This is a genomic window from Bifidobacterium aemilianum, from assembly GCF_003315635.1.
Classification (GTDB): domain Bacteria; phylum Actinomycetota; class Actinomycetes; order Actinomycetales; family Bifidobacteriaceae; genus Bifidobacterium; species Bifidobacterium aemilianum.
On the sequence record NZ_PDCG01000003.1, the window covers coordinates 253,540 to 275,888 of the forward strand.

At 60.2% G+C, this 22,349-nt stretch carries 16 protein-coding genes and 1 pseudogene; 15 read left to right on the forward strand and 2 right to left on the reverse strand.

Features of this window, described 5'->3' with window-relative positions; all coding sequences use genetic code 11:
• Positions 1–74: 74 nt before the first annotated feature.
• The 4 genes from mvk (at position 75) to CRD60_RS04845 (ending at position 6,140) form a co-directional block, all read left to right on the forward strand.
• A complete protein-coding gene (gene mvk, locus CRD60_RS04830; protein ID WP_201737207.1) occupies positions 75–1,085 on the forward strand; it encodes a mevalonate kinase in 1,011 nt (336 codons plus the stop codon).
• A 144-nt stretch (positions 1,086–1,229) separates the two neighbouring features.
• On the forward strand, positions 1,230–2,411 hold the full coding sequence (mvaD, locus tag CRD60_RS04835) for a diphosphomevalonate decarboxylase (RefSeq protein ID WP_113860159.1): 1,182 nt from the start codon (positions 1,230–1,232) through the stop codon (positions 2,409–2,411).
• 86 nt (positions 2,412–2,497) lie between these two features.
• Positions 2,498–4,978, forward strand: a complete 2,481-nt coding sequence (fni, locus tag CRD60_RS04840; protein ID WP_113860160.1) for a type 2 isopentenyl-diphosphate Delta-isomerase — start codon at positions 2,498–2,500, stop codon at positions 4,976–4,978.
• Positions 4,979–5,552: 574 nt separating this feature from the next.
• Complete coding sequence (locus tag CRD60_RS04845; protein ID WP_113860161.1) at positions 5,553–6,140, forward strand: DNA-3-methyladenine glycosylase; 588 nt, start codon at positions 5,553–5,555, stop codon at positions 6,138–6,140.
• A gap of 77 nt (positions 6,141–6,217) precedes the next feature.
• On the opposite strand, the gene CRD60_RS08645 is transcribed toward CRD60_RS04845, so the two are convergent.
• Positions 6,218–6,427, reverse strand: coding sequence for a hypothetical protein (locus CRD60_RS08645; protein ID WP_127975644.1), 210 nt, complete (start codon positions 6,425–6,427; stop codon positions 6,218–6,220).
• Positions 6,428–7,415: 988 nt separating this feature from the next.
• The gene (locus tag CRD60_RS04850) at positions 7,416–9,305 is read right to left on the reverse strand and encodes a PfkB family carbohydrate kinase (protein WP_113860162.1); all 1,890 of its coding nucleotides are present in this window, start codon (positions 9,303–9,305) and stop codon (positions 7,416–7,418) included.
• A 202-nt stretch (positions 9,306–9,507) separates the two neighbouring features.
• Between CRD60_RS04850 and CRD60_RS04855 the strand changes: the two are divergent.
• From CRD60_RS04855 to CRD60_RS04905, 11 genes and pseudogenes are all read left to right on the forward strand, one after another.
• Positions 9,508–10,152 (forward strand): annotated as a pseudogene (locus CRD60_RS04855) (ECF transporter S component); the annotation flags it as partial.
• A 120-nt stretch (positions 10,153–10,272) separates the two neighbouring features.
• Positions 10,273–11,091 (forward strand): energy-coupling factor transporter transmembrane component T, encoded by an 819-nt coding sequence (locus CRD60_RS04860; RefSeq protein ID WP_113860164.1) that lies wholly within the window; start codon positions 10,273–10,275, stop codon positions 11,089–11,091.
• Positions 11,088–11,936 carry an energy-coupling factor ABC transporter ATP-binding protein gene (locus CRD60_RS04865; protein WP_113860165.1) on the forward strand — a complete coding sequence of 283 codons (849 nt, stop codon included), beginning with the start codon at positions 11,088–11,090 and terminating at the stop codon, positions 11,934–11,936. The genes CRD60_RS04860 and CRD60_RS04865 overlap by 4 nt, the downstream gene beginning before the upstream one ends.
• Positions 11,933–12,742: an energy-coupling factor ABC transporter ATP-binding protein gene (locus CRD60_RS04870; RefSeq protein ID WP_113860166.1), complete on the forward strand. Its 810-nt coding sequence runs from the start codon at positions 11,933–11,935 to the stop codon at positions 12,740–12,742. The genes CRD60_RS04865 and CRD60_RS04870 overlap by 4 nt, the downstream gene beginning before the upstream one ends.
• A gap of 125 nt (positions 12,743–12,867) precedes the next feature.
• Complete coding sequence (locus CRD60_RS04875; RefSeq protein WP_113860167.1) at positions 12,868–13,818, forward strand: ribokinase; 951 nt, start codon at positions 12,868–12,870, stop codon at positions 13,816–13,818.
• A gap of 8 nt (positions 13,819–13,826) precedes the next feature.
• Entirely contained in the window at positions 13,827–14,750 is a 924-nt protein-coding gene (locus CRD60_RS04880; protein ID WP_113860168.1) for a nucleoside hydrolase, read from the forward strand.
• A gap of 34 nt (positions 14,751–14,784) precedes the next feature.
• On the forward strand, positions 14,785–16,233 hold the full coding sequence (locus CRD60_RS04885; protein ID WP_113860169.1) for an MFS transporter: 1,449 nt from the start codon (positions 14,785–14,787) through the stop codon (positions 16,231–16,233).
• Positions 16,234–16,426: 193 nt separating this feature from the next.
• The gene (locus CRD60_RS04890; protein ID WP_113860170.1) at positions 16,427–17,383 is read left to right on the forward strand and encodes a nucleoside hydrolase; all 957 of its coding nucleotides are present in this window, start codon (positions 16,427–16,429) and stop codon (positions 17,381–17,383) included.
• Between the two features lie 127 nt (positions 17,384–17,510).
• A complete protein-coding gene (locus CRD60_RS04895; protein ID WP_113860171.1) occupies positions 17,511–18,923 on the forward strand; it encodes an MFS transporter in 1,413 nt (470 codons plus the stop codon).
• Between the two features lie 717 nt (positions 18,924–19,640).
• A complete protein-coding gene (locus CRD60_RS04900) occupies positions 19,641–20,642 on the forward strand; it encodes a LacI family DNA-binding transcriptional regulator (protein WP_113860172.1) in 1,002 nt (333 codons plus the stop codon).
• A gap of 176 nt (positions 20,643–20,818) precedes the next feature.
• On the forward strand, positions 20,819–22,333 hold the full coding sequence (locus tag CRD60_RS04905) for a sugar ABC transporter ATP-binding protein (RefSeq protein ID WP_113860173.1): 1,515 nt from the start codon (positions 20,819–20,821) through the stop codon (positions 22,331–22,333).
• Positions 22,334–22,349: the final 16 nt, after the last annotated feature.

The following is a 22,349-nucleotide window of genomic DNA, read 5'->3' on the forward strand; positions in this document are numbered from 1 at the left end:
TTAGGCAAACAGTGAGGTGGAACATGAGTGTAGAGAATAGGGGGGCGACTGCCTTGGATAACCAGGAGGGACATATGGCGATGCATGAGGCTGGTCCCGCAGGGGAACTGCGGCACGAAGGTGACCTACCCCACTCCGGATATGGCCAGACCTGGGCCAAGACGATCCTGATGGGTGAGCACTCCGTGGTCTACGGACACCCGGCCCTGGCCCTACCCCTGCGCGACCTGAAGATGCAGGCCTGGGTCACGCCAGTATCGCAGGGGAGCGAGCCCATGCTCAAGGCCCTGGATTATGAGGGGCCGCTGGAAGCGTCGGGGGACCGCTTCGCCGGTCTGCGCCGTGCCCTTGAGGTGACCTTGGATTTCGTGGAGCAGAAGGGCTACGGCCCCAGGGCTGAGCATGGCTTCTCCATCCGCACCGTCTCCGACTTTCCCGCCGGCCGGGGCCTGGGGTCCTCCGCCGCTGCCGCTGGGGCGGTGATCCATGCCATCCTGGATGCCTACGATGCCATGGTGCGTGTCAGTCGTGAACAGCTGCTGAGCCTGACCAACCAGGCGGAAATCGTTACGCACGGCCATCCTTCGGGTTTGGATGCGGCCACCACTTCGGGCCAGGATCCGGTCCTGTTCGACCATGGGAACATGGAGGAGATCAGCCTGCATGGGTCCGGCTACCTGGTCATCGCAGACACCGGCGTGGCCGGGAGCACCAAAGAGGCCGTCGAGGGGGTGCGTAGCTCCTACGAGAAGGATCCGGCAAGGATCGGGGGGATTCTCTCCTCGCTGGGGGACCAGGCCTCGGCCGCCATCAAGGACCTGGAATCCGGCGCCATGAGCCGACTGGGCGGGCGTATGGACCAGGCCCAAATTCTTCTTGACTCCCTCAATGTGGGCCATCCCACCCTCGACCGGTTGGTAGGCGTCGCCCGCTCCTGCGGTGCCCTGGGCGCCAAGCTGACCGGCGGCGGCCTCGGTGGCTGCATGCTGGCCCTGGCTCCGGATGCCGCTTGCGCCGATCGGATCCGCGCCGGTCTGACCGACCAGGGGGCCACAGAGGTCTGGATTCACCAGATGGCGGCCTAAGGCCCTGCTGGTTCGGGCCCTCAGCGGCACCTGCTTTGTCTGGTTGCCTGCTTGCAGGCCGTCCCACATTCCCGATAGTGGGGATAGTGGGGACGCTTGCCGGTTGGCGGTCGACCGGGAGCTTCCCATGTTTAGAGTTGAGGTATGGATTCAAGAACAAGCAGACAGGACGAGGTCGGGAAACATGAGGAGTCCGGCCTGGGGCGGGGGCGCGCCAGTGCGCTCGCCAACGCCAACATCGCTTTGATCAAGTACTGGGGCAAGGCGGATGAGGCCCTGATCATCCCACGGACATCAAGCCTGTCCCTGACCCTTGACGGTCTGTCGACTGAAACCACGGTGGAGTTTGTCGGCAATGGCAGAGGAGCCATGCCTCCTGCGCAGCGGGACCTGCCAGGCGTGCCTGACCGGACGTCCGGGCCCCGGGTGGCGGCATCGGCTTCCTCTGGTCGCGACAGCCTGACCATTGACGGGGTCCAACAGTCAGGCAAGGTCCTTGATCGTGTCTCGAAGGTCCTCGATCTGGTGCGGGCCCAGGCTGGTATCAACGCCCCGGCGCATGTCTCCTCCACCAATACCGTGCCCTATGGTGCCGGCCTTGCCTCCTCGTCTTCGGCCTTCGCCGCGCTGGCGGGAGCCGCCGCCCAGGCTGCGGGTCTGAGGCCATCCAGGCGTGAACTCTCCCGTCTGGCCCGTCGGGGTTCGGGATCTGCCTGCCGGTCTGTATACGGTGGCCTGGTCAAGTGGAACGCTGGCCACGACGACGCCAGCTCCTATGCCGAGCCCGTCGACAACTCCATGGATCTGGCCATAGTGGTCATCCTGATTTCCAACCGTGAGAAGCATGTCTCCAGTCGAGATGCCATGGTGCGGACCATAGCTACCTCGCCTCTCTACGAGTCTTGGGTCCAGCAGAGCGGCAAGGATCTTGACGAGGCCTTGGCCGCCATCTCCACCGGCGATCTCGAACGGCTGGGTGCCGTGGTGGAAGCCAATGCCATGGGGATGCATGCGGCCATGATCGCCTCGCGTCCACCGACCCTCTATTGGCTCCCCGAGACGATCCGAGCCCTCGGAGCCGTGGAGGAGCTACGGGGCCAGGGCCTGCCGGCTTGGTCCACCATGGATGCGGGTCCGAACGTCAAGGTGCTCACCTCCGGGCGCGATGCCGAGCGGCTGGCTGATGAGCTTCGTTCCATGCTGCCTGCCTGCCGGGTCCAGGTGCATAGGCCAGGTGCCGGCTTGCGGGTATTCGACGAATCTGGGGTCCGTGAGGCTGAGCTCGTTGGTCAGGCTGGCTCTCTTGCACCCCTCCTCAGCAGGTAGCCGAAAGTGGCGTCGAGGATGGATCTGGGCAAGGGCTTGGTTATGGGTCACTGGCTGACAGCTAAGGGTGATTGGTGGAAGGTCGTATGAGCACAAGATCGTATGAGAGCCGAGACTCCTTCCGTCCGAACGGAGGGAAGGGTGGCCGGCGGCTGGTCAGCCAGGCCCAGGCACCGGGAAAGCTCTATCTGGCCGGTGAATACGCGGTCGTTGAGACCGGTCATCCAGCTCTGCTGGTGGCTGTGGACCGGTTCCTGACCGTTCGGGTTTTTGATGCTGAGAGCGCTCGGACCCCGGCCTCGGCCTCGGTGACGGCCACCAGCGATACGGGCAGCGACTGGCAGACCGGGCGCATCGAATCCCTCCAGCACCCCCAGGCCTCCACCGGCTGGCATAGGGAGAGGGGTGTCCTGACTGCAGACACACCCTCCTCGGAATCGGCCTACCTGCTGGCCGCCATCACCACTGTCGAGGCCTTGGCCGCCCAGCAGGGTATGGCCATGAGGTGTTTCGACCTGGAGGTTTCCAGCGATCTGGATGCGCAGTCCGGCCATAAATACGGCCTGGGTTCGTCGGCCGCCGTCTGTGTGGCCACGGTCTCGGCGCTGCTGGACTTCTACGGTCTGGTCCTAGAGCCGCTCGAGACCTATAAACTGGTCTACCTGGCGAGCGGTCGTGCCCAGAATCTCGGCTCTGGCGGTGACCTGGCGGCCAGCTTCTATGGCGGCTGCATACGCTTCTGCTCTCCGGACCGGGCATGGGTCAGGGAGGCACTTGAGGGGGGGGTGCCCATCTCCCAACTGATCTCCAAGCCCTGGCCGGGCTTGAGCATCAGCCGAATCAAGGCCTTTGATGTCTTCAGCCCCCTGCGTCTGCTGGTCGGTTGGACCGGCAGCCCAGCCTCCACACCCTCCTTGGTGGCTCAGGTCAGGGAGGGGAGTGGCCAAGGCAATGAGACGACCTACCAGGAGTTCCTAGCCCAGAGTGATGCGGCTGTGGATAGCCTAGCCCAGGCCCTTTCACAAGCCGATATGATCCTGGTCACAGAGGCCATGGCCCAGGCCAGGAGTCTGCTGCGAAGCCTCTCCACCCTCACCGACACTCCAATCGAGACCCCGGCCCTGCAGGTTCTGGTCGAGTCGGCCTTGGTGGCTGGAGCTGCGGCCAAGTCGTCCGGTGCCGGCGGGGGTGACTGCGGCATCGCCATCATTGGGCCGGAGGCGTCGGATCGCAGGGGTTGGCAATCCTCTGGTCCGCAGGCCTCCTTGGAAGCCCAGGCCCAGGCGATTGGGCAGAGCTGGACCAGGCAGGGGATAAAGCCGCTGGGGCTGAACGTGGTCATGCCCTTGGCCGAGGTGGAAGTGTGGCCTTTGGTGAATGGGGTTGATGATGGGACGGCCGATTCTTCGGGGTCCCCCCAAGCGGACACCAGCGGTGCGGGGCAAACGGAGGGTCATGTGGTCAGCGAGGCCGTGGCTGACTCCCTGCTTGCGCCGGGGTCTGCCGACGACAACCCGGATTCCCGTAGGAAAAATGACCACATCCGCCTGGCCCTGGACCAGCAGGCCCACTACAAACCCAACGGATTCGATGACCTTCGCTTCGTCCATCACAGTCTGGCGGCCGTGGACCCCTCACAAGTCGACTTGTCGACCAGTGTGTGTGGTGCGGACTGGCACGTTCCCATCTATATCAACGCCATGACTGGGGGTTCGGCCCAGGCCGCCCGCATCAACGTTGGTCTGGCCAGGGCGGCCCAGGCGACGGGCATCGCCATGGCCACAGGTTCCCAACATGCGGCCATCCGCCACCCCCAGCTGACCTCCACCTTCACGCCTATCCGGCAGGAGCTGACCGGGTTCATCTTTGCCAACGTGGGGCCAACGGTCACACCGGCTCAGGCCCGGCAGGCCGTCGAGATGCTTGATGCGGATGCCCTGCAGATTCATGTCAACCCGGTTCAGGAGATGGTCATGCCCGAAGGCGACCGGGAATTCAACTCCTGGATTGATCGGATAGGGCAGATCGCCCAGGAATCGCCGGTGCCAGTGGTCGTCAAGGAAGTCGGCTTCGGACTCAGCCGCAAGACGCTGGAACTCCTGGCTTCGGTCGGCATCCACACCGTGGATCTGAGCGGGCGGGGTGGCACCGATTTTGCGCAGATCGAGAACCAGCGGCGCGAACGACGTGACTATTGGTATATGGGAGGCTGGGGGCAATCGACAGCCCTGTGTCTGCTGGATGCCGGCTATCCAACCCCGGCAGGGCCTGCCATCCTGGCATCGGGCGGGGTTCGCAGCCCCCTGGATGTGGTCAAGGCCCTTGCTTTGGGGGCGCAGGCTGTGGGAGTGTCCGGGCATTTCCTCCGCACCTTTACCCAGGAGGGTGAGGGGGGCTTGGTCGTGGAAATACGTAACTGGATTGACCAGATTCGTGCCCTCATGGCGCTCCTGGGCGCTTCGGCGGTGACCAATTTAAGCCGTACCGATTTGCTGGTCTTGGGGCAGACGGGGCAGGAGGCACGTCTCCTGGGTGTCGACCTGGAGGCCCTGGCCAGGCGGGCGTAAGGCAGTAGCACCAATTGCCCTGCTTTTTCTTGATCAAGGGGTTGGAGCTGGGGTGAGTCCGCGCCAGAAAGAGGAGATGGCAAGGAAGGCAAGACTGAGACGGGGAAGAAACAGGACAGTGACGGGTCGTGTAGCCAGCTTGCCGCTGACGTGATGGCGGATGTGTGTCAGACTTGCGATCAAGAACAGGGCCAGTCACTCGTGGACCGACAGGGGCTGGGTCCGAACGGCAAAGGAACGTGGGAGGCTACGCATGAATGCGCACAGGGCCAATACCTCTACTGATATAGAAGCTAAGGCTATGGGTAAGGTAGGGTCCGTGTGCCAATCAGCCCAAGCCACCACCCCCTCCGGCATTCATGCTGCAGGTGAGGCTGAGACCCAGCCCATTCCTCTCCCAGCTCCTAGCCAACCAGCTACAGGTGAGCGACGAGGAGATCTACCGCCTGCCGGCCACGTGGGGAAGCGCGCCTTGGATGCTGCCCCTGCCCCCGGGCCCAGTCATGGTGATGCTGTTTCAACTGAGACCGCCATCTGTGGTGAGGCAAGTGACACGGGCCCGGGAGGACCGCCTATGGCCACGGGTGACTTCCCTGATTTTCTGGAGCAATCGGCGGACGATGTGGCACGCAGGCTCCTGGGCTGCAGGTTCATCCGCACCATCGGTCAGGAGCGCATGGTCGTGCGTATCGTCGAGACCGAGGCCTACGACCAAGAGGACCCGGCAAGCCATACCTTCCATGGCGAAAGTGAGCGAAACCGGGCCATGTTCGGACCCGCCGGCCATGCCTATGTCTATTTCACCTACGGTATGCACTACTGTCTCAATGTCACCGCCGGCGCCGACGGATTCGGCTCCGGCGTGCTGATCCGTGCCGCAGAACCCATGGAGGGCCTGGCATGGATCGAGGCCAGACGGGGCATGACGGGTATCAATTGCACCAACGGCCCAGCCAAGCTCTGCCGCGCCCTCGATGTCGATAAGCGCCTCTATGGCCATGACCTTTGCGAACCGCCCCTGCAGCTGGTCGGGGGTCAACTCGCAGGGGGTGAGTCCGTTGCCCAGACCGAACGCATCGGCATCAGCAAGGCGGTCCATCGCCTCCGCCGCTTCATCATCGCCGGCAACCCCTACGTCTCCAAGCCCCCCAGACGTCGCTAGCCTCCCACCACTAGTACCCGCCCCCTTAATAGTCCATACCATCCCCCTCTTCCCCAAAAATCACGAGCGTCCAGTGCTCATCGACCTACCCCTTTCTCGTTCAGCAACACGTTTTCGCTTTCCTTCTCGTCAAAAGGCTTTCCTCGCTTCCTTCTCGTCATTAGTTTTTCCATTTTCTTTTCGCCCATGGGGTTCTGTTCATCTTCTCCGAACCAGTTCATCCCGATTGATTTCGTTCCTGGACGATTCTTCGGCTCACCCCAGATGCGTTTACGGCTAAGCCTCATCCTGATTCCCTGGAAGTCGCTTTCTCACCCGGCCTTGGGGTGAGTCCCGCTTGTCCTCTCTCCTACTCACCCCTCCTTGGACTGTGGGCCCCAGTGTTATTGGTGAGGGTTCTTGTGGGTTATGGGATTGCACGCCTTTGATCCAGCCATCGCGTACTCGTCGTGCCGGCGGCTCACCCCAGAGGTGTATATGGCGAAGTTCCATCCTGATTCCTTGGGTATTCCCTGTATATCTGTCCTTGGGGTGAGTCGGGCCTGTCTCTTCCCCCAATCGTCCTGTCTGGGACTGTGGCCCCGGTGTTTTTGGAGAGGTTATTAGTGGGTTATGTGATTATGCGCTGGTGATCAGGTCGTTGTGGACTTGCCGCGGAGATGGCTCACCCCAGAGGCAGTTGTTGCGGAGTCTTATCGCAAGGGCAATAGGGGCTTGCTGGTATCTGTCCTTGGGGTGAGTCGCTTGGGTCATGAACGGCAAAGAGAGGCAGGAGCCGCTGAGAGTGGTCGGACAAGGGAGCGGTTGATGGTTTTTACTCGGATTGAACATGGTTGGTGACCTTGGGGCACACGAAAGCCGGGTCGTAATCTCGGTTCGCGGGTGGCGGGGTGATGATCAGGACTCACCCTTAGGGCAAATAGGGACGAAACGTGACGTGGTGCCGGCCTTGTGCTCGTGATACTTGGCCTTGGGGTGAGTCTGGGAACAGATGGGTTGGGAGGGGAGAGAAACCATCGGGTTTTCTGTCAGTGTGATGTTTCTGTCTCTCGTAGGCTTTCTGGTACTCGTTGAGTTTCTTGCCCTTGTAGTGTTTCCGGATCTTGAAGGTTGCTAGGCCTTGAGGGGGTTGCGGTCAGTCTGTGGTGTATGGGCCTTGTGATGTTTCTGCCTTCATGGGTTTTGGGGCCTTGGGTTGTTCCCTGTCAGTATGAAGTTCTTAGCCCTTGCTGGGTTTTGGTCGGTGTGGAGTTCTTGTGGGTGCAATGAGGGGTGTTACTCGTTGAGGTTCATGCGGTTTGTGTGGGTGTCCAGGGTGAGCCGGTCGATGAGGGAGCCTATCACGCCGCGATGCGAGATGGAGGAACCTGCGGCGTAGTTGGCGATGCTGACGGCCTCCTCGATGTCATACCCCCTCATCAGATAGGAGGCCAGAGCGCTGATGAAGGCGTCTCCAGCCCCGGTATTGTCCACCGCGCTGAAATTCTCCGCCGGGTAGTAGCGCTCGCAACTGGGGGTCCGCAGGTATGCACCCTCTTCTCCCATGGTCACTACCATGCAGCCGGCGCCGCGTTCAAGCAGCTTTCTGGCTTTCTCCTCCATGCTGTCGTCTCCGGGCTGGATAATGTCCAGTTCGTTGAGATTGGGCACCAGAATGTCGATGTCTTTGAGGATGGCATTGGGGATATGGTTGATGGAGGAGGGTTTGAGAATGGTCTTGGCTTGGTGGTGGTGGGCGGTTCTCGCGGCGGCCCCGACCACTTCCAAGGGTATCTCGGATTGGATGAGACAGTAGCCGCAGTGCTCAAAGAGGTGCTCTTGGCGAAGGATGCTGTCGGTGTCGAGCGTGGCGTTGGCTTCGGACAGTATGGAAATCATGGATTCGCCGTTGGGGTCAACGAAGATCAGTGCCTTGCCGGTGGCCTGTTGGGGGCATCGGGTGATGCCGCTGGAATCAATGCCCCAGCGCACCAGCTCCTTGAAGACCAAATCCGCCCCCTCGTCGGCTCCCACATTGCCTATCAGGCTGACCTGATGACCGAGTTTGGCTGCTCCCACCGCCTGGTTGATGCCCTTGCCGCCGGGGGAGCGGATGGCCGAGTTGGTGGTGACGGTGGCTCCCTCGTGGGGCAGCTCCGGCACCTTCATATAGGTGTCGATATTGATGCTGCCCACCACCACCATGCTTTGCAGATGGGGCGGTGCCGGGCGGCCGAGGGTCGTTAGGTTGTCAAGCATGAAATCCTGGACGAAGGAGGCTTGGGACTCTTCCTTGTGTTCGATGGCAGCTATCAGCTTGCCGCACAGGTAGGAACCGAAATCAGAGTTGCGCATGGTGTAGGTCGATATTTCGATGCCGCCGGGGTAAGTCAGGGCCTCCTTGTCGTCGTTCTTCAATGACACCAATGACAGGTCCGAGGGAATCCGGTAATGCAGGCTTTTCGCGAGTTGGGAGAAGGCCAGGGCCTTGCGATAGTGCGAGGCAATGAAACCGGTCAGCTCGCCTCTTCTGATTCGGTCTATGAGGTCGTCGTTGAGTTCGTAGTAGGTGAGATCATCCTGATAAGGCACGGAATGGTCGAACAGGCAGGATTTGAAGCCATGCAGGAACTCTTCGGTGCGCCGCCCCTGGGTTATCAGGCAGCCGATTCGCTTGTGGCCTTGGTTGATGAGCTCCTCGGTGAGTCGGTAGGCCGCGTCCTTGTAGGGCAGTAGGAGCGATTGATCGCCGCCATGAGGTCCGATGATCAGGATCGGTGGTTCCTTCCCGTCCAGCTCCAGCCCCCGCGCGTGGCTCTCGTTGCTCACCGGTTCCCAGATGATGCCGTCGACATTGTGGCGGTTGATGGCCGCGATGTTCTGTTTCTCCTGTTCGCTTGAGGAGTAACTGTTGAAGGTCAGGATACTGTATCCGTTGGCCTGGGCCTTTTGAACGATTCCATCCAGGGTGCTGTCAAAGGATATTGGAGAGCGGAGCAGCACCGCGATGGTCCATGTTCGCATGCTTTTCGAGGAACTTGCGTAAGGAGTGTAGTGGTACTGCCTGACTATGGTCAGGACCTTGTTGCGCGTTTCCTCGCTGATGCCCGAATCTTTGCCGTTGACGATTTTCGACACCGTTGAAGTGGAGACTCCCGCCATGTTCGCGATGTCTGTAATCTTCATCCCTGCATCCTTATCCCTAGCTCATCAGGTTCAGTCTACCTAAGGAATTGCGTCCATTTGACATTGGGCTAATCGGCTTGCTAATCTACTCTACCGGTGAAAACATTTTAGGAAAATATTTTCCAAGGACAGGCAAACAGTCATGAGGTGCTGGCTTCGGAAACTCCATTGATGAATACAGACAAGACCAAAGGTGGCGGACATGGCTAAGAAAGAACCATTCTGGAATGGTGTCCTAGCGCAATTTTCGACGAAATCACTAGTGTTGATTCCCATTGCCGTGGGTATCAACCTGATTGGTGGCACCCTCTGCTCAACCCTGAAGCTGCCGCTCTTTCTGGACATGATCGGCACCATCGTCATCGCTTGCCTGTCCGGCCCCTGGGTCGCTGCCTTATGCGGTCTGCTGACCAATCTCTTCCTGGCCCTGGTCGCCAATCCGGTCTACTTGCCCTATGCCTTGTCCAGCGTCCTGTGTGGCTTGGTGGTCGGTTACATGGTCAAGGCGGGACTTTTCAAGAAGATCTGGGGCGTGGTGCTGATCTGGCTTGCCTGCGCGGTGGTCAATACCGTCACCGCATCGCTGATCACCGTCTTCGTCTACGGGGGCGCCACTGGTGTCAATGGCACCTCCGTCTTGACGGCCGCTCTGGTGGTGGCCATGAAGAACATCGCCATATCGGTCCTGTCGTCATCCATGCTGGAGAATCTCGTCGATAAGGGAATCACCGTCTTCATTGCCTACCTGATGGTCAAGAAGATTCCCCAGCGCTTCCTGAGCCAATACGCCCTGGACTCTGCCGGCGATGCTACTGAGGATTCGCAGGAGGACGATTTCGACGACGACTTGGACAAGGAGGCTCCGTTCGACGGTGCTGCCGCTGGATCCCGGGCGAAGCTGGGTGACCAGGAGTCGCAGGGGGTTGGTCGGAAGGAATCTGGTACGAGCAAGGATGAGGCCTGAGGCATGGCCAAGCTTTGTGTTGCCGACGGGTCGGGGAACTTCCTGGATCGTATGAATCCCCTCGTCAAGATTCTGGGAATCTTCTCATTCGGATTGGGGGCCTTGATCTGGCCTGATTTCAGCTTGGGTCTGGTCCTGCTGCTGGTTCTGTTTCTTCTGGCTGCCGTGGCCGGCATACTGCCATCCTTCTCCAAGCTCATCCTTGGCTTCGGCCTGCCGGTGAGCATCATGCTGCTCTTCATCCAGGGCTGCTACAGCCCCAAGAACAGGGTCATCATCGCCAGCTGGGGTTTCCTTCACCTGGGGCTTGAGGGCACCCTGTATGCGGCCAAGATCGTCAGCACCCTGCTGGTTTTCCTGGGGGCCTTCTACATCGTCAACAAGACCACCTACACCGGTCGGCTGGTGGCCGCCCTCAGTGGCATTGGTCTGCCGGCCAAGATTGGCTATCTGGTGCTGGCCAGTCTCAATGTCGTTCCTCAGATGGAGCACCGAATCAAGGTCATCCGGCAGGCCCAGAGCGCCCGCGGTCTGGAGACTGGTGGTGGCCTCATCTCCAGGATCAAGGCCTATCTGCCTCTTCTGGGGCCCGTGGTCCTCTCCTCTCTGACTGATTCCCAGGAACGTGGCATGACCCTGGAGACTCGGGGTTTTGGCATCAAGGGGGTCCGCCAAAGCTCCTATGTGAAGGTGGATTGGCGCAAGAGCGATCAACTGGCCTGCTGGTTGCTGCTGGTCTTCTTCCTGCTCGTGCTGCTGGCCTCCATCCTGTCTCGTACGGGCATATACCCATTCACCTATGATTGGGGAGGTGGACGATGACATCCATCATCGAAGTTGAGGATTTCTCCTTCCGCTACCGCAATGCCAGCAGCGCCGCCCTGCGCCATCTGAGCTTCGAGGTGGAGAGGGGGAGCTTCTTCTGCATCGTTGGGGCCAACGGTTCGGGGAAATCGACCCTCTGCAACGCCTTGGTCGGCTTGATACCCCATTACTTTGTGGGCCGCAGCGGTGGTGGAATCAGGGTCAAGGGCAACCAGGTGGCCGACACCAGTATCCCTGAGCTCTCCAAGCATATCGGCTTGGTTTTTCAAAATCCCTTCAACCAGTTGTCCTATACGGCCGGGACTGTTGCCGAGGAGCTTGCCTACGGCTTGGGCAACCATGGTGTTCCCCGTGAGCTCATGGAGGAGAAGGTCCGCCAGGTGGCTGCCCTCATGCACTTGGAATCGGTCATCGACAAGAACCCCCTGGAGTTGTCGGGCGGGCAGGTGCAGCGGGTCGCCTTCGGGTCCACCTTCATCATGGAGCCTGATATTTTGGTGCTCGATGAGTGCACGGCCCAGCTCGACCCCTTGGGCAGTGAGGAGATCTTCGACATCGTCAAGCGCCTCAACGACCGTGGCATCACGGTGGTCATGGTTGACCATGATATGGAGAGGGTCGCCCGCTGCGCCGACCAGGTCATGGTGCTCGATGGAGGCAGGCTGGTGGCCATCGGCAGTCCGCAGGAGGTTCTCTCGGATCCCCGCACCATGGACCACGGTGTCGACCTGCCGGACTTTGCCAAGCTGTCCCTGGCTCTGCAGGCGGAGGGGTACCCGGTGGACCGCATCCATACAACGGAAGAGCCCACCGTCTCCATGGTCAAGGAGCTGCTCTCATGAAGATCGAACTTCAGGAACTGGTCCATAGCTACCCATCCGGTGACCGTGCCCTGGATGGGGTCAACCTGACCTTCGAAGGCCAGGAACCGGTGGCCATCATCGGTCAGAACGGTGCCGGCAAGACCACGCTGGTCAAGCATTTGAATGGTATCCTGCGCCCCAGTTCGGGCCATGTGCTCATTGATGGCACTGACATAGAGACGGCCAGTACGGCCAAGTGGTCGGCGAAGCTTGGCTATATTTTCCAGAATCCCGATGACCAGCTCTTTCTGGAAAGCGTCCGTAAGGAATTCGAGTTCGGACCCCGGCAGATCGGTATGGGCCAGGAGGAGATTGACCGGCGGATGGAGAGGGTGGCCGATCTGGTTGGCCTTACGGGCAAGCTGGATACCCACCCCTTCGATCTTGGACCCACTGACAAGAAGTTCTGCACGATTGGTGCCGTGCTGATGATGAACACCCAGGTGGTCATCTTCGACGAGCCCACCTGTGGGCAGGACAAGGCGGGCAATGAGCGCCTGGGACGTATCATCGCCGAACTGGGGCGACAGGGCAGGCTCTGCATCGCCATATCGCACGACATGAAGTTCGTCAGCACTAACTTTTCCCGGGTCGTCCTCATGTGCCAGGGCAAGGTCCTGCTCGACGGTCCCAAGGACCAGGTCTTCTCGCAGGAATCCGTGCTCAAGCAAGCATACGTGACTCCGCCGCCCCTGACTCGCGTGGCCCAGGAATCGGGGCTTGACCGGCCGGTCTTCACCGTGCCGGCCTTCATTGAGGCGGTCAAAGATGCTGGACAACATTGATTTCTATGGACCAGACCAGTCCATCGGAGCCGTGGTTCGCCTGAATAGGGCGGACTGTGGAGACATCTACCACATGGCCTTCCAGGGCCTTCGGCACAAGGCCGAGACTGACAGATAGGAGCAAGGTGAGCATTCTCAATTTCGGTTCGCTCAATATCGACTATGTATATGGTGTTGAGGAATTCGTTCGTGCGGGGCAGACCATCACCTCAAGGGACCTGGAGGTCTTCCCGGGCGGCAAGGGCCTCAACCAGTCCCTGGCCTTGAGCCGGGCTGGTGCACAGGTATGCCATGCGGGCCTGATCGGCCCTGACGGCTTCTTTCTTCGCAGCCTACTGGAGGAATCCGGCGTGGATGTGACTTGGGTCAGGAGCAGTGACCATGTGCGTTCAGGCAATGCCATCATCCAGAAGAACGCCAAGGGCGACAACTGCATCATTCTCTACAGCGGTGCCAACCGGGCCATCGGGAAGGACTATGTCGACCAGGTCCTGGACCATTACGGCCCCGGCGACTGGCTGCTCCTGCAGAACGAGACCAGCCAACTCTCCACCATGATCACCAAGGCCAAAGAACGGGGCATGACCATCATCCTCAACCCCTCACCGGCGGATGACAAGCTCCTGGATGTTGATCTTGATGCCATCGACTGCTTCGTGCTCAACGGGGGTGAGGCTGCCATTTTGGTGGGTTCGGACGGTGATGGGCAGGAATTGGCCCAGGCCATGCACAAGCGTTTCCCCAGGGCCCGCATCGTGCTGACCCTGGGGGAGAAGGGCTCGATCATGATCCAGGAGGGTCGGTTGATCAGCCAGGAAGCCTACCGGGTCCCCACTGTTGATACGACCGCTGCCGGCGACACCTTCACTGGCTACCTGCTGGCTGGACTCATGCAGGGCGGCCCGGCCGAGGAGGCTCTGGACCTGGCCGCAAGGGCCTCGGCCATGGCTGTCTCCAAGTCGGGGGCTGCCCCCTCGATTCCCCTGATCGAGGACGTCAGGCGCTTTGAAGTCCCAGAGCCTGGCAGTGACCCGAAGATGACCATGCAGATGGCCGCAACGACAAGCAAGGAGTAAGGAAGCACATGACCAGACCACTTATCATCGACACCGATCCCGGCATAGACGACGCCGCCGCCATAGCCCTGCTGGTGGATGACCCCAGCGTGGACATCAAGCTGATCGCCTCGGTGTCCGGAAACGTGGGCGTGGGCCATACGACCAATAACGCCCTGAAGCTCCTGACCTTCCTCGGCCGCCGCATTCCCGTGGCCCGTGGCGCCGCGGCCCCTCTGATGAGGGCCAACCGTTTCGCCACTGAGGCTCACGGCAAATCAGGCATGGGCGCCTTCGTCTTCCCTGAGCCGGACCAGAGTCTCCTGACCGAGAGCAACGCCATCATGGAGGAACGTCGGGTCCTGATGGACAGCGAGGAGCCGGTCAGCATCCTGACCCTGGGTCCTCTGACCAACATTGCCCTGTTGCTGGCCACCTTCCCGGAGGTCAAGGAGCACATCGACCGGATCGTTATGATGGGCGGCTCCACCGGGCGCGGCAACATCGGCGTCTATGGGGAGTTCAACATCTCCGTGGACCCAGAGGCGGCCAAGATGGTCTTTCGTTCGGGTCTGCCCATCACCATGGTCGGCTTGGATATTGGCCGCAAGGCCCACCTGGTCGTTGAGGACCTTGACGCCCTGGAGGCCTCCGGCGAGGTCGGCGGCATGATCGGCGCCCTCTTCCGCTCCTATGACGGCGGCCACATCGAGGAGGGCATCAAGATGTACGACCCCTCCGCCGCCCTGGCCCTGGTCGAGCCCGACCTCTTCGAGCTCAGGCCGGCCTTCGTGGACGTGGAGATCTCCAGCCCGCTGACCATGGGGGCGACCGTGGTCGATTATGACGGCATCATCAACGATGCCAAGAACACAGATGTTTGCGTCGATGTGAACGTGGACCGGTTCCGTAAGACCTTCGTGGACCGTGTTTGCGCCGTACGGCGCAAGTAAGACCAATACATACCATTGGAAAGGAAAAAAGGTAATGACTGACACCGCCGCAACCGTGGAGGCGAGCAACGGGATTCCCGTCCCCGAGGAGGGGACGCCCGAATTCGCCGAGATGAACAAGATGACGCGGGTGGCCATCCCCATTGTTCTGATCATTTTCACCCTGGGTGTGCTGCAACAGCAGGCCTTCGGCATGATCTACGTCAACATCGGCAAGCAGCTTGGCCAAAGTGGCCTGGCCCCCCTGATCACCTCCCTGCCCGGCATTGTTCTGGGTATCGTCTGTGTAATCTACGGTTCCCTGGGTGACTTCGTCTCCCTGAAGAAGATGATGATCCTTGGCACCATAGTCTTCGTGCTTGGCTCCATTCTCGGCTGCTTCGGCACCTTCAACATCTGGATCGTCATCGCCGCCCGCGTCCTGCAGTCGGCCGGTTGGCAGGTCTCCGGGTCCATCTTCCTGGTCCTGGTCTCCAAGTATGTCGAGAAGAAGAAGCGCGTGATCTGGTACGGCGTCTTCGTGGCTGTCTTCCGTTTCTCCGCTGCCCTGGGCGTTTTCCTGGCCGGCTACATGACCCTGCTTGATTGGCGCTGGCTCTTCGGCATCGGTGTCATTGCGGTCTTCTTCATCCCCGTCCTGGCCAAGAACCTGCCCGACCAGCACGCCAAGGGTGCCCACATCGACGGCATCGGCTTTACCCTGATCGGCCTCTTCGCCGCAGCGGTCACCATGTTCTTCACCGATATGAACTGGGGCTGGGGCATCGCCTGCATCGTGACCCTGGTCGCCTTCATCGTCTACATCAACAAGGCGAAGGCCCCCTTCATCACACCCAAGATGCTGACCAACCCGGCCTTCGCCATGACCATGACCGTCATTTTCATCGGCTACTTCTTCAGCTACACCCTGAATGCCGGTGTCAACGCCATTGGTCTGAATGTCTATGGCATCGACTCCTCCAAGGTCTCCAACCTACTGGTCTGGTCCATCATCCTGGCGGGCATCATGGGCTTCGCCGCTGGTCCCATCATCCAGAAGATCGGCCGCAAGGCCTCGGTCATCCTGGCCCTGGCCTGCATGGGCGGCGGCCTGATTGTCATCGCCTTCCTGATTCCCGCCGGCAAGTTCTGGGCTCTGGCAGTGGCACCCTGCATCTACTACTTCGGCACCTCCTTCTTCTACCAGCCAATCGTCGACACGGCCACCCTGACCGTGGAGGCGGAGGAATCCGGTCGTGCCCTGGGCTTCAATGATCTGATTCAGGCCATCACCGGTTCCATTGGTGTGGCCCTCTTCGGCCAGCTCATGGCCAAGGGTTCCATGGGCGGCGGCAGCCTGGCGGGTACCTCCACCGGCCTGGCCTCCACCTATGCCAACGTCTTCATGATCGGTGGCGTCATCATCCTGGTGGCCATGGTCATCTTCATCTGCTCCATGAAGATGATCTACGGTCATTCCCGCGTGGCGGAGGAAGAGCAGTAAACAGTCCTCATAGGCTGAGTCCGGAGGGGCCCCTGACGCTATGGTCAGGGGCCCCTCCGCTGTCTTCCGCCAGCAGAATGCCCTCCGCCTTGGCCGGGCGTGGCTCTTCGGTAGACCTAAAGATAGAGTGATGCATGGAGGCCATTGGTTCTGGTTGGGTCTCTGGACACCTACAAGAAACTGAGGTGAGACAATGAGAAAACTAATCCTGGATCTAGACACTGGCGTCGATGACACGCTGGCCATTTCATATGCCCTGGGCAGTCCCGAAGTCGAGCTCATCGGTATTACGGGCACCTACGGCAATGTCCTCCTGGAGCAGGGGATCCGCAACGATCTGGCCATCACCGACCTTCTGGGTCACCCTGAGGTCAAGGTCTACAAGGGGCTGCCCCATGCCAGCACCAGCGATTCCTTCCAGGTGCTTCCCATCTCGGAGTTCATCCACGGCAAGAACGGCATCGGCGATGTGCGGATTCCTGATTCCAACCGTGAGCCGGAGACCGAGTCGGCCATCGACTTCATCATCGACGCGGCCAAGACCTATGGCAAGGACCTGATCTACGTGCCCACCGGCCCCATGACCAACATCGCGGCCGCCCTTAGGACGGCCCCGGAGATCAAGGACCAGATCGGCAAGATCGTGCTGATGGGCGGTGCCCTGACCGTCTGCGGCAATGTGTCTCCCTGGGCAGAAGCCAATATCTCCCAGGATCCAGACGCCGCCAACGAGCTCTTCCGCTCAGGGGCCCCGACCACCATGATTGGCCTGGACGTCACCCTGCAGACCCTGCTGACCTACAAGGAAACCCAGCGCTGGCGCGATCTGGGCACTCCGGCGGCCAAGTTTCTCGCCGACATGACCGACTTCTACATCAAAGCCTACGAGACCACCTCGCCCCACCTGGGCGGCTGCGGTCTGCACGATCCGCTGGCCGTCGGTGTGGCTGTTGACCCCAGCCTGGTCACCACCCTGCCCATCAACATGCAGGTCGACGTGGAGGGTGCCACCCGTGGCCGCACCATCGGTGACAACACCCGCCTCAACGACCCGGTCAAGACCATGGAGGTCGCCGTGCAGGTGGATGTGCCGCGCTTCCTCAAGGAGTTCATGGACCGTATCGGTGGACTGGCTGCCCAGGCCAAGTAGGGCAGCCGGGGCAGAGGCACGCCTTGAGCCCCAGACATAACCGCAGGGCGGTCAGCAGCATGCCGGGCCTGCGGGCAACGAGATGGAGTAGTTTCCCTAAGCGTCACAGCAAAGGACAAGAGAGAACATGACTGAGTCCATAACCACAGCGGCCGTCGATCCCTTCGACGACCCGGAGACCAGCAACAAGATGGCCGTCAGGGCCCTGATTTTCCTGCTGATCACCTTTATTCTTGGCACCTTGTGCCTCCAGGGCTTCAACCTGGTCTTCCAGCAGGTCGGCAAGGATGTGGGTGCCGTCCAGCAGGCCTCACTGATCACGGCCTTGCCGAGCATCGTCTTGGGCATCGTCTGCTTCATCTACGGGTCGCTGGGAGACTTCGTCTCCTTGAAGAAGCTGGTGGTCGGCGGTCTGGCCGTCCTCTTCGTCGGCTCCATCTTCGGGTTCGTAGCCAACTTCTTCTTCGACGCCAACCTCTGGACCGTCATCATCGCCCGTATCCTGCAGACGGCGGGCGAGCAGGTGGCCGGCTCGGTTTACCTGGTCATCACGACCAAGTACCTCAAGCCCTCCCTCAAGGTGGTCTTCTTCGGCCTGTTCACCGCCGGCTACCAACTTTCCGCGGCCATCGGCGTCTTCGCTGCCGGCCTCCTAAGCTCCATAGCCTGGCAGTACCTCTTCCTGATTCCCGCGGTGACCATCTTCTTCATGCCGGTCCTCCTGCGCTGCCTGCCCTCCAAGAGCGGCAACGGCGAGAAGGTGGATTGGCTGGGCTTCACCATCTTCGGTCTGGCCACCGCCTTCCTGACCCTTTTCTTCTCCTATTCCAAGTGGTGGCTGCTGCTGGTTGCGGTGGTGCTCTTCGCCGGTTTCGCCGTGTACATCAACAAGGCCCAGAACCCCTTCGTCACTCCAGCCTTCTTTAAGAACATCCGCTGGATCATGGCTATCTGCCTGATTCTGGTCTTCTACTTCAACAACTACTGCATGTCGCCCATCTTCAACGCCATCTGCCGTGACGTCTTCGGCATCACCAACTCGGCCACGGTCTCCATGCATATCGTCTGGGCCTTCCTGGTTGCCGCCTTCTTCGGCACCACCTCCGGCGCCATCGTCGACAAGATCGGTCGGCAGACCACACTTATCATCGCAGCCTGCCTCATGATCGTCGGATTCGCCGGTTCCGCCTTCGTGATCTCCACCGGCATCATTGCGCTGACCCTCATGGCCTGCGTCTTCTACGCCGGTGTCGGTCTCATGTACTCCCCGGTGGTCTCCACCGTGCTGGACACCCTCCCCAAGGAGCAGTCCGGCCGTGGCGTGGGCATGAACGACCTGGTCATGAACGTGACCGGTTCCATCGGCATCGCCATCTTCGGTGGTCTCATGTCCAGCGACGCCCTGGCCGGGGGCAGCCTGGTGGGCGTGACCGGTCACCAGGCGGTGTACAGCAACCTGCTGCTGATCGCTGCGGCCATTGCCCTGCTTGGCCTGGTCATCTACTTGGCCTTCCGCAAGAGGATCTACGCGGAGAATTAGTCGATACCACACTGACCTATGTGGCTGGCAAGGGTGAGCTTCCCCTGCCAGCCACATTTGTTTGTGGCGGCCGGCCTGGGTTGTAGAGCCATTCGCTGTAGTTGGTCGCGGGTGACCAGCTCCAGACCCTGCTCATTGGTGTGAGGGTCCATCAGTCGGGTCCGGCGTGGGGAGGTCGGGTCTACCGACGAGAACTGGTTCGGGTTTTGCCCATATTGCCTGCATGGCTACTGGCTCAATGACGAGCCATTGTTGCGGTTTGGGCATGTTGCTGCGGGTGTGCGCCTGTGGCCAGGAAGCCCTCATTGTCTTGCTCCCAACGCCATTCAGGCAAGGCCTACCTTCCGGCTGTGGCTATAGGCTTGCTGCGGTTTCCCCGCAGGATTAAAGCATGTCGGATTTGCGGAATATGAAGATGAGGGTATAAGATTGCGGAAACGTTACCGCAATGGGGCAGCATTCATTATTCCCTATTTGTGAGAACGTTATGACATACCAAGATGTGAATATGAGCGCGCATGTTCACATCGCCAACAAGGAAGCTGAAGGCGGTGGTCGTCAGGCCGCTGCATCAAGTGGAAACAAGGGAGATTCCAAACCATGCCAGCAGAAGAGACATAGAAACCAGAAGTCGGTCATAGCGCCGAATCCGAGCAAGGGGTCAAGACCCTATCTGTTCCAGATGATAAGTTTCAGCAATGAGGGGAGGTGTGAACAATGGCATATGTCACCATTCGCGATGTGGCCCAAAGGGCTGGCATATCGGTCTCCACGGTCTCCCGTGCCCTCAATGGCAGGGGGCGGATCTCGCCCGAGACCAAAAAGAGTGTCGAGCGTGCGGTCGAGGAACTGAACTATATCCCCGATTCGCGGGCCCAGGCCATGCGCTCGTCGAAGACGAAGACCGTCGGTCTTCTGGTTCCGGACATCCGCAACGGATATTTCGCTGATCTCGCCTATGCCATTCAAGACACCTTATTCAAAGCTGGATACTGCACCTTTATCGGAACCTCATCGGAAAGTGTTTCGCTACAGGATTCCTTTATCACCAGCATCCTGTCCCAACACATAGATGGGGCCATCATCGTGCCGCAGGGTGAGTATTCCGATGCCCTGCACCTGTTGAATACCAGGAAACTGCCGGTTGTCTTCGTCGACCGCACCGCCCAGGGTGTGGAAGGGGTCCCTCTGGTGGACTCCGACCCCATGCCGGGTATCAGGGAAGCCCTGAATGATATCAAGGACCATGGCTTTGCCAAGGTGGGGTATGTGTCAGGTCCCATTCTGGATTCCCCTTCCCTCCAGGGCCGCGAATATGCCTTCCGCGACCTGGCGGCCAGGATTTTCGGCGAGGAGCATGTCTTCGTCGAATCGACGAGCTTCAACCAGGCCTCATGCGCATCGGTGCTCAAGCGAATGAGGCAATCCGGGGTCGACGCCTTGATCTTCGGCTATTCACCGGATGCCATCAGGGCCATCTCCTTGCTGACCTATGCGGGTGAGCAGGTGGGCAAGGACGTGTCGATTGTGTCCTTCGACGACCTGGAGATCTTCAGGCTGATCAGCCCGCAGATTTCCGTCATATCCCAACAGGTGCAGGAGATCGGCCGGAGGGGGGCGGAGCTCTTCCTCGACATGGTGGATGGAAAGCGGCAGTCTCAGTCCCAGCGCGTGGAGACCATCTATATTCCGCGTGCCTCGGTCGGTCAGGCCAGATAGGGACAAGCCGATTCCTCTCTTAGGGGAGGAGCTGGCGGGTAGGTGAGCGGTTCGTCCATCCTGCCGTCCTGTGGGAACAGTGGGGTTCCTCGCCGCTTCATGCTGTTGCTTGAAGCTTTGACATATAGAAGCAGAAACCGTCGGTGATGCCGGTTTCATAAAGGAAGTGAAATGGAATGACTCAGTTATCGCTAATCGGGGTCTCGAAGATATTCGGCAACTCCACAGTGGTCGACAATGTCTCCCTAACCGTCGAGCCGGGGAAGGTGCACGTGCTGCTCGGTGAGAATGGCGCCGGCAAATCGACCATCATCAAGATGATGAGTGGCATCTACCAACCAGACAAGGGCCATATCGAGATTGATGGCAAGGAAGTCAAGATTCCCAACGTGGATGCGGCCCGAAAGTTTGGGATAGCGGTCATCCATCAGGAACTGAACATGGTCTCCCAGCTGTCCATCATGGAGAACCTCTTCCTGGGGCACCTGCCCACCAAGGGGGGCTTCCTGGACCGCAAGACCATGCGTCGGAAGGCTGAGGCGGCGCTCAAGCTGATTGGGCTCGACGAGGACGTGTCCACTCCCATGAGTGACCTGGGCGTGGCCCGCCAACAGATGGTGGAGATTGCCAAGGCCCTGATGCAGGATGCGTCCCTGCTGATTCTCGATGAGCCCACAGCCGCCCTGACCGGCAAGGAATGCCGGCAGCTCTTCCAGATTATGGACAGGCTCAAGAGCAAGGGTGTGGGCATGGTCTTCATCTCCCACCATCTGGACGAGATCGCCCGTGTCGGTGACGTGGTCTCCGTCCTGCGTGACGGCAAGTATATCGACACCCTGCCGGCCTCCTCACCCGAATCGGAGCTGGTCAAGCTGATGGTCGGCAGGAACATCGAGGACCAGTACCCCCGCAAGGCCTCCGTCCTGGGCAAGACCTTGCTGGAGGTCAGGAATCTGAAGAGCGAGGGGAGGATCAACGATGTCTCCTTCTGCGTCAAGGCCGGAGAAGTGGTCGGTCTCGCCGGACTGGTGGGCGCTGGCCGCACCGAAGTCCTCCGGGCCATCTTTGGCGCGGACAGTTACGATTCTGGAACCATCGTGGTGGACGGGCAGACTCTGGGCAAGCAGTCCATCGCCAGTTCCATTGCCGCGGGTCTTGGCCTGGTTCCCGAAGACAGGCGTGACCAGGGGCTGATTCTGGAGGCCTCAGTAGCCGACAACCTGGGTCTGGCGACCATGATTCCGACCTCCAAGTTCGGCTTAGTGGATCGCAAGGGCCAGAAGGACCATGAGGAGGAGACCGCGCAGAAGCTCCGTATCCGCATGGCCGGCATTGATCAGTCTGCCGGATCCCTGTCCGGCGGCAACCAGCAGAAGATAGTCTTCGGCAAGTGGTCAATGGCCAATGTCAAGGTCCTCCTGCTTGATGAGCCAACCCGTGGCGTCGATGTCGGCGCTCGTGTCGAGATCTATGAACTGATCAACTCAATCACCGCCAATGGTGGAGCGGTGCTGATGGCCTCATCGGACCTGCCTGAGGTGCTCGGTATGTCCGACCGGGTCCTGGTCATGAGCAATGGGTCCCTGAGCGGTGAGATGCCGGCCAGCGAGGCCACGCAGGAGAAAGTCATGTCTTTGGCTGTGTCCCACATGGATGCGGATGGCAGCGCAAACAATGAAGGAGAGAAGTAAGATGTCGTCAACTCAA

What these genes read in the sequence shown, in the direction of transcription:
- mvk (WP_201737207.1), top strand. Translation starts at nt 75, where the DNA reads ATGGCGATGCATGAGGCTGGTCCCGCAGGGGAACTGCGGCACGAAGGT.
- CRD60_RS04905 (WP_113860173.1), top strand. Translation starts at nt 20,819, where the DNA reads ATGACTCAGTTATCGCTAATCGGGGTCTCGAAGATATTCGGCAACTCC.
- CRD60_RS08645 (WP_127975644.1), bottom strand. Translation starts at nt 6,427, where the DNA reads ATGAGGCTTAGCCGTAAACGCATCTGGGGTGAGCCGAAGAATCGTCCA.
- CRD60_RS04850 (WP_113860162.1), bottom strand. Translation starts at nt 9,305, where the DNA reads ATGAAGATTACAGACATCGCGAACATGGCGGGAGTCTCCACTTCAACG.
- CRD60_RS04890 (WP_113860170.1), top strand. Translation starts at nt 16,427, where the DNA reads ATGAGAAAACTAATCCTGGATCTAGACACTGGCGTCGATGACACGCTG.
- CRD60_RS04895 (WP_113860171.1), top strand. Translation starts at nt 17,511, where the DNA reads ATGACTGAGTCCATAACCACAGCGGCCGTCGATCCCTTCGACGACCCG.
- CRD60_RS04880 (WP_113860168.1), top strand. Translation starts at nt 13,827, where the DNA reads ATGACCAGACCACTTATCATCGACACCGATCCCGGCATAGACGACGCC.
- CRD60_RS04865 (WP_113860165.1), top strand. Translation starts at nt 11,088, where the DNA reads ATGACATCCATCATCGAAGTTGAGGATTTCTCCTTCCGCTACCGCAAT.
- CRD60_RS04860 (WP_113860164.1), top strand. Translation starts at nt 10,273, where the DNA reads ATGGCCAAGCTTTGTGTTGCCGACGGGTCGGGGAACTTCCTGGATCGT.
- CRD60_RS04885 (WP_113860169.1), top strand. Translation starts at nt 14,785, where the DNA reads ATGACTGACACCGCCGCAACCGTGGAGGCGAGCAACGGGATTCCCGTC.
- CRD60_RS04870 (WP_113860166.1), top strand. Translation starts at nt 11,933, where the DNA reads ATGAAGATCGAACTTCAGGAACTGGTCCATAGCTACCCATCCGGTGAC.
- mvaD (WP_113860159.1), top strand. Translation starts at nt 1,230, where the DNA reads ATGGATTCAAGAACAAGCAGACAGGACGAGGTCGGGAAACATGAGGAG.
- fni (WP_113860160.1), top strand. Translation starts at nt 2,498, where the DNA reads ATGAGCACAAGATCGTATGAGAGCCGAGACTCCTTCCGTCCGAACGGA.
- CRD60_RS04845 (WP_113860161.1), top strand. Translation starts at nt 5,553, where the DNA reads ATGGCCACGGGTGACTTCCCTGATTTTCTGGAGCAATCGGCGGACGAT.
- CRD60_RS04900 (WP_113860172.1), top strand. Translation starts at nt 19,641, where the DNA reads ATGGCATATGTCACCATTCGCGATGTGGCCCAAAGGGCTGGCATATCG.